This is a genomic window from Iocasia fonsfrigidae (assembly GCF_017751145.1).
Classification (GTDB): Bacteria; Bacillota; Halanaerobiia; order Halanaerobiales; family DTU029; genus Iocasia; species Iocasia fonsfrigidae.
Genome location: NZ_CP046640.1, coordinates 1,919,980 through 1,931,790, shown reverse-complemented (window position 1 = coordinate 1,931,790; position 11,811 = coordinate 1,919,980). Strand labels below are relative to the sequence as shown.

The window sequence follows — 11,811 nt, the reverse complement described above, 5'->3', positions numbered from 1 at the left end:
TTTCATTAATTTATCTTTTGATGAAATTATAAAGACGCCTTTTGGCTACTTATATTCTTATATTATTTTATATTCAAAAAACATAAATTAATTAATAACCCAATTTAATTGACTAAAATACTCCCCTATAGATTTGGCAAACTACAGGCATTTAGACTTACTCTCTTTTATCTAGAAACATAAATTAATGTCAATCTTAGTACATTGAGAATATTCTTAATTTCCTTTTCAATCCCCAAATCCCATAAATATTCGAGAAATTTTTAATTAAATCAACAATATATTATTATTTTAATATTATATAAAAAAAATGTAAAGTATATATCAAATGAATATTAGCATATTTCCTTGTTTTTCAAAAAATAATATTATTATACTTAATAATATTAAGTTAAACAAGCTTCTCAACATTATTATAATAATTATACACTTCTCCATTTTCACTTAATATAACTTTAATACATTCCAGATTCATCATTCTTTAATGATTTATAAGCCGGCCTGATGATTTTCTCGTCACTAACAAGCTGTTCTATTCTATGAACACACCAACTGGCTACTCTAGCTGTAGCAAATAATGGTGTATATAGTTCTTTAGGTATGTTCAAAAGTTTATAAACAAACCCGGAATATAAATCTACATTAGCACATATTTCTGCATCCTCTCCTTTAAGTTCTTTAAAAATATCTTTTGTTAATTTTTCTATATTACAATATAAATCAAATTCGTCCATTTGATTTTTTTCTTTAGCCAATTCTGCAGCTTTTTCTTTTAAGATCACTGCCCTAGGATCAGATTTAGTATAAACTGCATGTCCCATACCATAGATTAAACCTTTTCTATTAAAGGCTTTTTTCTTTAATATTTTAATTAAATAATCTTTTAGTTGCACCATATCCGTATAATCAATATGTGCCTTAATATCATTAACCATCTCTACTACTTTTAAATTGGCACCACCGTGTTTAGGACCCTTTAAACTTCCTACAGCTGCTCCTATTGCTGAATAAGTATCGGTTCCAGTTGAAGAAACAACATGGGTTGTAAAAGCAGAATTATTTCCTCCACCATGTTCTGCATGTAATATTAATAGCAAATCCAATATATCTGCTTCTAATGCAGTATAAAGGTTATCAGCTCTAATCATATGCAGAATATTTTTAGCTGTTCCAATACCTTTCTTGGGATTATGCAAATACAAACTTTGATTATCAAAATAATGGCACTTTGCTTGATACCCATAAGAAATAATCGTTGGAAATCTAGCAATTAATTTTATACTTTGCAATAAAATTTTATCTATTTCCAGACTATCAGGGTCTTGATCATAGGAATATAAAGCTAATATACTCCTTTGTAATTTATTCATAACATTATTACTAGGACTTTTTAAGATCATATTTTCAGTAAAAGCTGGTGGCATTCTTCGATAACCATCCAAAATTTCATTGAAATTGTCTAGTTCATTTTTTAATGGTAATTTGCCAAATAATAGTAAATATACAGTGCATTCAAATCCAAATTCTTTAAAGCTTTTAATTAAATCATTAATTTCTATATTTCTGTATATCAACTTTCCATCAACAGGTGTTTTTTTACCGTTAACATATTTACTGCCATGGACAGAACCAATTTTAGTAAAACCAACAACAACTCCTGTGCCATCAGAATTTCTTAATCCTTGTTTTATATCATATTTATTATAGTATTCTTTAGAAATTTTATTAACCCTTTCCACTTCTCCCGAAACTGTCTTAAGCCATTTATTAACATCCATTTTTTCACCTCTAACCTTGAATTTTTAATATATATTTTTAACAAAAAACTAAAATAAAGACCTTAATTATATTGGCTTAAATTATTGTTTAAGGTCTTTATTTTTAGATATATATTTAATTATACTAAATTCTATAAAATATTTAAAGTGCTGTTCAAAAAGTATTCAGTTTACAGAGATTATATATTACAAAGTATTTTAATATTAAGTAATTTAAATTAAAGCCTTTTCAATTCGCTTTAATCCCTCTTTAATATTTGACATAGATGTAGCATAAGATAACCGTACATAGTTTTCTCTACCAAATCCTATACCTGGTACAACTGCTACCTTTTCTTTTTCCAATAAGTATTTTGCAAAATCCATTGAATTATCTATCTGATAACCGTTGAAATTTTCTCCTATAAGCTCTGAAATATTCATCATTATATAAAATGCCCCTCTAGGGTTAAGACAAGACAAATTGTCTATTGAGTTAATTTTTTCAAACATATATTTTTTTCTTTTCATAAAAGCAGCTCTCATTATATCAAGAGAGGCTTGCTGCCCACTTAAGGCCTCAATACTAGCATATTGGGCAATAGTATTAGGATTAGAGGTTGCATGGCTTTGAATATTTGACATTACTTTTACTATATCTTTATTGGCTGCTGCATAACCTATTCGCCATCCAGTCATAGAATAACACTTTGATACACCATTTATTACTATAGTTAACTCTTTAAGCTCATCACCAAGAGAAGCAATACTAACATGTTCACCTTTATAAATTAATTTTTCATATATTTCATCTGCTATTATATATATATTGTTTTCTATAGCAATTTCAGCAATAACCCTTAAATCATCGGTTTCATAAACTGTCCCAGTTGGATTATTAGGACTATTTAGTAGGATTGCCTTTGTTTTATTAGTTACAGCATTCTTCAGTTTTTCTCTTGTATATTTAAATTCTTCCTCTTCAGTAGTTTCAACCATCACTGGTTTAGCACCTGCCATCTTTATTAACTCAGGATAACTTACCCAGTACGGTACAGCTATTATAACTTCATCCCCTGGATTACAGATAGCTTGAAAAGCATTATATAAGCAGTGTTTTGCTCCAGATGATATTATAATATTATCTGGCTTATAATCAAGCTTATTATCTTTCTTGAATTTTTTACATATTTCATTTTTTAACTCCGGCAATCCTGATGCTGCTGTATAGCCAATATTACCATTTTCAATAACATTCATAGCAGCTTTCTTTATATTTTCTGGGGTCTTAAAATCTGGTTCTCCAACCCCAAAATTTATTACGTCTTCCCCGGCTGCTATCATTTCTTTAGCCTGGGCTGAAATAGCCAGGGTAACAGAAGGAGAAATATTTGAATTTTTTTTAGATAACTCTCTACCCACTTTTTCACCTCTTTCATTAAATTATAATTATAGTTTAAATTACTATGCTCGTTTATAAGTCCCATCTTTAAACCAACCCCGCAGTCGCATTGGTGTAGCCAATCTTTCAATGGCTATCATATAAGCAGCCTTTCGCATATCCACATTCTTAGCCTTCATCATTTCCACTACAGATTTAAAAGCTGCTACCATTTTTCTTTCTTGCTTTTCCTGTACTTCTTCAAATGACCAGTAATAATTATGAAGATTTTGTACCCATTCAAAATATGAAACCGTAACACCACCAGCATTGGCTAATATATCTGGAACAATTAATACACCCCTTTTTAACAATTCATTTTCCGCCTCAGGTGTAGTTGGTCCATTGGCCCCTTCAACAATAATATCAGCTTTTATTTGCTCAACATTTCTGGTTGTTATAGCATTCTCCAGAGCACATGGAGCAAAAATATCACACTCTTGCTTGAATATTTCATCCCGATTTATTTCATCTGCTTTTGGATATCCTGAAATAGTTCGGTTTTCTTTCATATATTTCATTAAAGCTTTTACATCTAAACCTTTTTCATTAATTAAACAAGCATCTATATCAGATATTGCTACTACCTTTGCGCCCATTTCTTCGGCATACATAGCGGTATGACTTCCTACATTACCAAAACCTTGTACTGCAAATCTTACTCCACTCATCTCTAAATCTTTTAACTTACTAGCTTCCCTTGCTATAATAGCAACACCATATCCAGTCGCTTCTGTTCTTCCTAGACAACCATCAAATTCAACTGGTTTTCCTGTAAATACAGCAGGTAAAGTTTGTCCAACACCTCTTAAAAGTGAATATTCATCAACCATCCAGGACATAACTTGTCCATTAGTATTCACATCTGGAGCTGGAATATCAACTCTTTCACCAATAATTTGAGCTATAGATTTGGCATAACCCCTGGCTAACCTTTCCAGTTCTCTGATAGATAATTCTTTGGGCTCAACAATTATACCACCTTTGGCACCACCATATGGTAAATCCATAACCCTACATTTAAAAGTCATCCAGGTGGCTAATGCTTTAACTTCATCTTTATTTACCTTAGGATGAAAACGGATTCCACCTTTAGTTGGCCCAGCAGATGTATTATGCTGGACCCGGTATCCAGTAAATATTCTCGTTGTACCATTATCCATCTCAACTGGAATATTAACCTCCATTACTTTCTCTGGTACACTCAAAATTTTCCTAACTGCTTCATTTTCTCCCAGTTCATCACATGCCTTCTTAACTTGTAATTGAACAATTTCAAATGGATTTAAGGTTTTTTCTGCCATTATAAAAGCCCCCTTTAATTTAAGTAAATTTATCTTACATTTTTATAATAACACTTAACTTAATCTTTGTAAATATTTTTGCTAATACTACTTTAATTATAAAGATTAATATATATTTACTTCATTTATTTTAGTATATAATATTTTAGCTTTATTTTATTTAGCGAGTTTTTATATTCAAATTAGTATTTATAAAATTAAGTGTATTAGATAATTCCTTTAAAATATATTATTTATATTTTTTATACTATATGTTATAATTAATTGTATAAGTATATTTCTTTATATAATTAATTTAAATATAGGGGAGGAAGTTCTCTTGGATTCGATAGACTATGAAATTTTAAAAATTTTACAGGAAAATGCCCGTATATCTATGAAAGACCTTGGTAAGCAAGTAGGATTAACTGCCCCTGCTGTCTCAGAAAGAATTAAAAAATTAGAGACCAGTAAAGTAATTAAAGGCTATACTGCAATTATAGACCCTGCTAAATTAGGCAAAAACATCCGTGCTTTAATCAATGTTTCTATAGATATTGATAAACGAAAAGAATTTATGGAGTTAATTAAAAACCATTCCAACGTAATAAGCTGCCATCATGTAACAGGGTCTTATTCTATGGTTGTATATGCAATTTTTAAAGAAGTGAATGATTTAGAATCATTAATATACCAAATACAAAGATATGGTAGTACAAATACATTAATTATTCTCTCTAACCAGATAAAAAGAAGAACAATACTATAGAGTATTTATAATAGAAAAACTAAGAGGTTAACAAAGTTATTATTTAATCAAATCTAAAATCGCTAATAAAATCTCTTTTACCTTTTCTTCCTGAAAATACCCCGGATCAGATCAATGACAATAGTTGACCAGGAAGAAAGAATTAAGACAATAATCCATTGTTCTATATTTAATATGCTGGTTTTAAAGAATCTGGACAAAAATGGAGAATAAATTACCCCCAGCTGCATTATAGATGACAGTAATACAGCCCCAAGTAAATAGATATTAGAAAACGGGGAAAGCTGCCAGAAAGCATAATCTTCTGAACGACAGCTAAATACAAAACACAATTGAGAAAATACAAGTGTAGAAAAAGCCATAGTTCTAGCTGTATTGAGATCAACTTCCAGATGATAGATGGCTATTAAAAATGCTGTCATTGTACTAATACCAATCAATGAACCCTGACTAATAAGATGAGCTACCATACCACCTGCCAGAATACTCTCTTCTGGATCCCGGGGTGGTTTTTCCATTACATCATCACTATCATTATCCATCCCCAGTGCCAAAGCAGGCAGTCCATCAGTAACCAGATTCACCCATAATATCTGTATCGGCAATAGTGGTATAGGTAACCCCATAAGGATACCAAGAAAAACAGCCAGCAATTCACCAGTATTACAGGCCAGTAAATAACGAATAAATTTTCGGATATTATTATATATTTTCCGTCCTTCAGCAATAGCTTTAACAATCGTAGCAAAATTATCATCACCCAGGATAAGTGATGACACTTCTTTGGTCACATCTGTACCCTGTTCACCCATGGCAATCCCAATATCTGCTTCTTTTACTGCTGGGGCATCATTAACTCCATCACCTGTCATCGCAACTATTTCACCATTTTCTTTATACGACCTGACAATCCTCAACTTATCTTCGGGGGATATCCGGGCAAAAACCATTACATCTCTGGTAATATTATTAAGTGTTTTATCATCCATTCCCTTGATCTCTTCACCTGTAATAACCCTGCCTCTTCCTGGAATAATACCAAGGTCTTCTGCTATAACACGAGCAGTAATCTTGTGATCTCCAGTAATCATTACTGGTTTTATACCTGCCTTATGACAACTTAATACAGCCTGGTATGCCTCTTCACGGGGAGGGTCAATTAAACCAACTAATCCCAGCAAAGTTAAATCTTTTTCATAATTTGCCGCTCTATTTTTAGCTACTCTATTATTTACTTTTCTGTATCCTATAGCTAGAACACGCAGGGCATCTCTGGCCATAGAATCATTAGCCCGCTGTACCTCTCTTTTTAACTGTTCAGTCATTTTTTCTTTCTTTCCGTTGACTTCAAGATAGGTACACCTCTGTAAAATAAGTTCTGGGGCTCCCTTGATCCATAATTCAGTATCACCTTTAGGCATTTGAACAATAACTGACATTCGTTTTCGTCTAGAATCAAAACCCTCCTCTGTTTTTATCTGATAGTCTTTTTTCAAAGAAGTAAAACTATACCCATAGTCATAAACAGCCCTTACCAGAGCAATTTCTGTGGGGTCACCTAGAAACTCCGGTATCTTACTACCTATAAAAAACTCCTTTACTCGATTAAGTTTACTATTATTTTCTGCTTCCTTGAGCTGTACTGTATTACAAACACCACCAATTTTTAATACATTCTCAAGTCCTTTAAGCTCACTGTCGGGATTAAAGTTGTTTATTCTATGGTTCAAATATATCTTCTTTAAGGTCATCTGATTTTTAGTAAGGGTTCCTGTTTTATCAGAGCAGATTACTGTGGCACAACCAAGTGTTTCCACCGATTGTAATTTGCGAACAATTGCATTATTATTGATCATTTTTTGTACACCTAGGGCTAGAACAAGGGTTACTATAGCAGGCAGACCCTCTGGTATTGCAGCAACAGCCAGACTGACACCTGCCAGAAACATTTGATAAATGGACTGCCCCTTTAAAATACCAACAATCACTATCAAAAAAGTAAGTAATAGACTCATAATTACCAGCCATTTACCAAGGTGCTTTAATCTTTTTTGAAGTGGTGTCATATTATCATTTTCATTATTAAGCAGGTCTGCTATCTTGCCCATTTCAGTATCCATACCTGTATTAACTACTACTGCTTTTGCCCTGCCCCGGGTAACTGTTGTTCCCATAAATAAAATGTTTGTTTGTTCTGTGATATTAAGACCAGCTGCATATAATTTCCCTGTTGATTTAGCAACTGTTATTGATTCACCAGTAAGGAGGGATTCATCTACCTGAAGAGCTGCTGCTTCTAATAATCTGCAGTCAGCTGGGACACGATTTCCAGTTTCTAAAGCAATTAAATCACCAGGTACTAATTCCTCAGCAGCCACTTCCTCAAGTCTGCCATCTCTAATAACCCTGGCCTCTGGTGCAGCCAGTTTACTTAAAGCAGCCAATGACCTCTCTGCCCTATATTCCTGAATAAAACCCATAATCCCATTAATAATTATAATAGCAAAAATAGTAATTCCATCACTTATCTCACCCATTAAAAATGATAAACAGGTTGCTGCCATTAAAACAATTATCATAAAATCTCTGAACTGGTCAATAAAGATAGATACGATTCCCTTGCTGTTTGATGTAATTAATCTATTTCTACCATACTGTAGCTGCCTTTTTCTGATCTCTCTTGTTGATAAACCATCTGTTAGGGAAAATCCAAAATAATCAATAAGTTCTTCCTGATTTAAGAGGTAATACTCCTTTTCTGCTAACATAATAATCACTCCTGTGTTTAGCAATTCTATCATTTTAATACTATTCACAGGGCTTAATAAAAAGAACAATCTATTTAATTGACTGATATATAGATATACCTTATACTATAATTAGTTAAAGGAGTGATTTATCATGTCAATTGATGGTATTATGCTGACAGCTATTAAAAACGATTTAACAGAAAATATTCTGGGGGGAAGAATAGATAAAATATATCAAATAAATAATGATACCCTTAGTTTTACTATCAGGTGTGAGAACCAAAATAGAAAAATGCTTATTTCAACAGACCCTGCTTACAACCGCCTTCATATTAGTAATTTGGATTATGAAAACCCCCTTAAGGCACCCGATTTCTGTATGTTATTACGCAAATATCTCCACCGCGGTATTATTGATAAAATAGAGCAACCTGATTTCGAACGAATACTTATTTTTCATATAAAATTAAGAAAGGAAAAATATTATCTTATTACTGAAGTTATGGGGAAATACAGTAATATAATACTGATTAATGAAGATGGTATAATCCTTGATGCTTTAAAACGGATAAACAAACAGCAGAGCCAACAGCGTCAATTATATCCTGGTTTAGATTATCAATATCCACCGAGACAGGACAAAATTGACCCAACAGTTGTTAGTAAAGAGGATTTTTTTTCATATATACCTGATGATTTTTCTGACCGGGCAGATAAGGCAATTATGTACAATTACCGGGGTATTGGACCCTATATGGCAAAAGAAATTATTTTTAGGGCAGGTATTGACTTTAAAATCGATTATTCAACCCTTAGTAAGGAAGATAGAGAAAGAATTAAAAACAGTTTTTTATCAATCTTTCAAGAAGTTAAACAGGGGAAATTTAGACCAGCTGTAGGACTGGATAAGCATAATAATATTTCTTATCTATCTGCCTATCCCTTACTCCACCAGAAAAATATAAAGGATCATACCTATCCCGGTACCGGCGAACTTTTTGATTACTATTATTCCAATGAAGTTACCAATAATAAGCTAGATAATTTTAAAGATAGACTGAATAATATTATTAATAAATACCTGACTAAAAACAGAAAAAAACAAAAGAAATACCATAATGGATTAGAGGATGCTGCTAACGCAGATAGGTATAAGCAATATGGTGAATTGATTACAGCTAACATATATCAGCTAAAAAAGGGATTAGAAGAGATTGAATTAGTAAATTATTTTGATGTAGAACAAAGTAAAATTAAAATTGACCTTGATCCCTCTTTAACACCGGCTCAGAATGCGCAGAAATATTATAAGAAATATAATAAAGTTAAAAAAAGCATTAAACACCTTAAAAAACAACTGGGTATTTTAAGACATGAAGAAAGATACTTAGAACAAGTCTCCCTGAACATTGAGCAGGCTGAATCTCAAAGTGATTTGAAAGAAATTCGAGAGGAATTAATCAAAGAGGGCTATCTTAAAGAAAAGAAGAAAAACAAACAAAAAAAGAAAAGCAACAAACCATTACCACCTTATAAATTTATATCTTCACAGGGTTATCATATTTTAGCCGGTCGTAACAACTATCAGAATGACCGGCTGACCAAAAAAATTGCACATAGTGAAGACATCTGGCTGCACGTCAAGGAAATAGCTGGTTCACATGTAATAATTCGAAACCATACAAATGACAATATACCCCAGGAAACAGTTAATGAAGCCGCTGTTATAGCTGCTTATTATAGTAAAGGGAGAATGTCAGAAAATGTACCTGTTGATTATACAAAAGTAAAAAATGTCAGGAAACCCAAGGGAGCTAAACCAGGCCTGGTATATTATGAAGAATACCAGACCCTATATGCCAATCCAGCTAAAGAACTTATCAATAAACTAAAGAACTAAAAACCGGGCTAAGATATTCTTACATGATAGTCTTCCAACCAGATATTTAATTGTAGAAGATAAGCAAAAAGCTGAGGTAAACGCATTAATTGACCAAACCAGGGGATATCAAAATCCCCTTTCTTCTCAGTTAGATTAAGTACTGCTTCTATATCTATCACAGAATGTAGTGGCTTATTTTTATTATTCAATATATCTATTAACAAGGCTTTTGTTTCCTGATAATAAAGCGGATTAAAGGTCCTGGGATAAGGATTTTTAGGTCTATTTCTAACCGACTCTGGAAGAATACCTTTAAGGGATTCACGGAGTAATCCCTTTCTCTGTCCGCCATAAGACTTCATTTCCCATGGTATATTCCAGAGATATTCTACCAGCCGATGGTCACAGAAAGGTACTCTGATTTCTAATCCAGTATACATACTCATTCTATCCTTTCTATCCAATAGAACAGGCATCCAACGTGTCAAATTAAGATAAAACATCTCTCTCATACGTGCGTTCTTCTCATCTTCACCTGCTAAGACAGGAACCTCAGCTAATGCCTCTTGATATCTCTCAAACAGGTATTCTTCAGGGGAAATTCTCTCCTTGACTTCCCTTGATAATAAGGCTATCCGTTCTCTATACCTCCTTGACCAGGGAAAAATACCGGCTCCCAGGGCTTCCTCCCGGTAAAACCAGGGATAACCACCAAATATCTCATCAGCACACTCACCAGATACTGCTACAACAAAATCCTTTTTTATCTCTTTAGCCAGTAAATACAGGGAAACATCAATATCAGCCATCCCCGGTAAATCCCTGGCATAAACACCCTCCCTTAATTTTTCACTTAAAAGATGATTATCCAGCACTACATTATGATGCTTGGAGTTAATGTTATCTGCTACCTTAGCCGCCCAGTAATTATCAGTTTCAGGTTGAAAATCATTTGCCTTAAAAAACCTTTCATTACCCTCATAGTCAACAGAATATGTAGCTAACCCCCTATAGCCATTTTTTTTCAGCTCTCTACTGGCTACAGCACTAATAGCACTGGAATCTAGACCACCTGATAGTAGAGTACAGATCGGCACATCTGAAATCAATTGGCGTTTTACAGAATCAGTAAAAAGATACCTGACTTTTTCCACTGTTTCAGCTAGCGTATCTGTATGTTCTTTACTCACAAGTTCCCAGTATTTAGTGAGTTTCAGACTGTTTTTCTGGTATGTCAAAGAAAAACCAGGTTTCAATTCCATAACACCTTTAAATATACCGTTACCAGGTGTTCTACCTGGGCCTAGAATTAATACCTCTGCCAGCCCCTCTGCATTTATACAGGGTTCTATTTCAGGATGTTTTAATAAAGCCTTTATTTCTGATGCAAAAACAAGACCATTTTTTAATTGAGCATAAAAAAGTGGTTTAACACCTATCCGATCCCTGGCCATAAATAATTTTTCTTCACAGACATCCCAGATAGCAAAGGCAAATATCCCGTTAAAGTAATCAACACATCTTTCTCCCCATTCTAAATAGGACTGTAATAAAACCTCTGTATCTGAATGCCCATTAAAATTATAACCTTTATTAAGAAGTATCTGTCTAAGATCTTCTGTATTATATAGTTCACCATTATAGACAAGGACATAGGTTTTTCTGCCCTGTTGAGCCAGCATAGGTTGCTTGCCCCCCTCAGGGTCAATTACTATTAATCTCCTGTGTGCAAATCCTGCCCTATTTGAATACCAGTCACCACTATCATCAGGACCACGATGGCTAAGACTTTCTTGCATTTCCTCTAAAATATCTAAATTATCACTTATATTCCTATGCCAATCAATCCAACCAGCAATTCCACACATTTTTTGGCCTCCCTTATTAATACACTATATTATTCATATGTACTATTATTCAATCTTGACT

The 11,811-nt window shown here is 33.1% G+C and carries 7 protein-coding genes; 2 read left to right on the top strand and 5 right to left on the bottom strand.

All coding sequences use genetic code 11. The annotated features are described in order from the left end of the window. Positions 1 to 455: 455 nt before the first annotated feature. The 3 genes from GM661_RS09155 to GM661_RS09145 form a co-directional block, all read right to left on the bottom strand. Positions 456 to 1,778: a citrate synthase gene (locus GM661_RS09155; protein WP_230869719.1), complete on the bottom strand. Its 1,323-nt coding sequence runs from the start codon at positions 1,776 to 1,778 to the stop codon at positions 456 to 458. A gap of 213 nt (positions 1,779 to 1,991) precedes the next feature. Then, a complete protein-coding gene (locus GM661_RS09150) occupies positions 1,992 to 3,179 on the bottom strand; it encodes a pyridoxal phosphate-dependent aminotransferase (RefSeq protein WP_230869718.1) in 1,188 nt (395 codons plus the stop codon). A 42-nt stretch (positions 3,180 to 3,221) separates the two neighbouring features. Then, entirely contained in the window at positions 3,222 to 4,502 is a 1,281-nt protein-coding gene (locus tag GM661_RS09145) for a Glu/Leu/Phe/Val family dehydrogenase (protein ID WP_230869717.1), read from the bottom strand. Positions 4,503 to 4,821: 319 nt separating this feature from the next. Here GM661_RS09145 and GM661_RS09140 point away from each other — a divergent pair, with 319 nt between their 5' ends. After that, positions 4,822 to 5,250, top strand: coding sequence for an Lrp/AsnC family transcriptional regulator (locus GM661_RS09140; RefSeq protein ID WP_230869716.1), 429 nt, complete (start codon positions 4,822 to 4,824; stop codon positions 5,248 to 5,250). A 77-nt stretch (positions 5,251 to 5,327) separates the two neighbouring features. Here the strand turns inward: GM661_RS09140 and GM661_RS09135 are convergent, their stop codons facing one another. Continuing rightward, positions 5,328 to 8,018: a calcium-translocating P-type ATPase, PMCA-type gene (locus GM661_RS09135; protein WP_230869715.1), complete on the bottom strand. Its 2,691-nt coding sequence runs from the start codon at positions 8,016 to 8,018 to the stop codon at positions 5,328 to 5,330. A 133-nt stretch (positions 8,019 to 8,151) separates the two neighbouring features. Here GM661_RS09135 and GM661_RS09130 point away from each other — a divergent pair, with 133 nt between their 5' ends. Beyond that, positions 8,152 to 9,900, top strand: coding sequence for an Rqc2 family fibronectin-binding protein (locus GM661_RS09130; RefSeq protein WP_230869714.1), 1,749 nt, complete (start codon positions 8,152 to 8,154; stop codon positions 9,898 to 9,900). An 8-nt stretch (positions 9,901 to 9,908) separates the two neighbouring features. Here GM661_RS09130 and asnB read toward each other — a convergent pair whose 3' ends face one another. After that, complete coding sequence (gene asnB / locus GM661_RS09125; RefSeq protein ID WP_230869713.1) at positions 9,909 to 11,750, bottom strand: asparagine synthase (glutamine-hydrolyzing); 1,842 nt, start codon at positions 11,748 to 11,750, stop codon at positions 9,909 to 9,911. Positions 11,751 to 11,811: the final 61 nt, after the last annotated feature.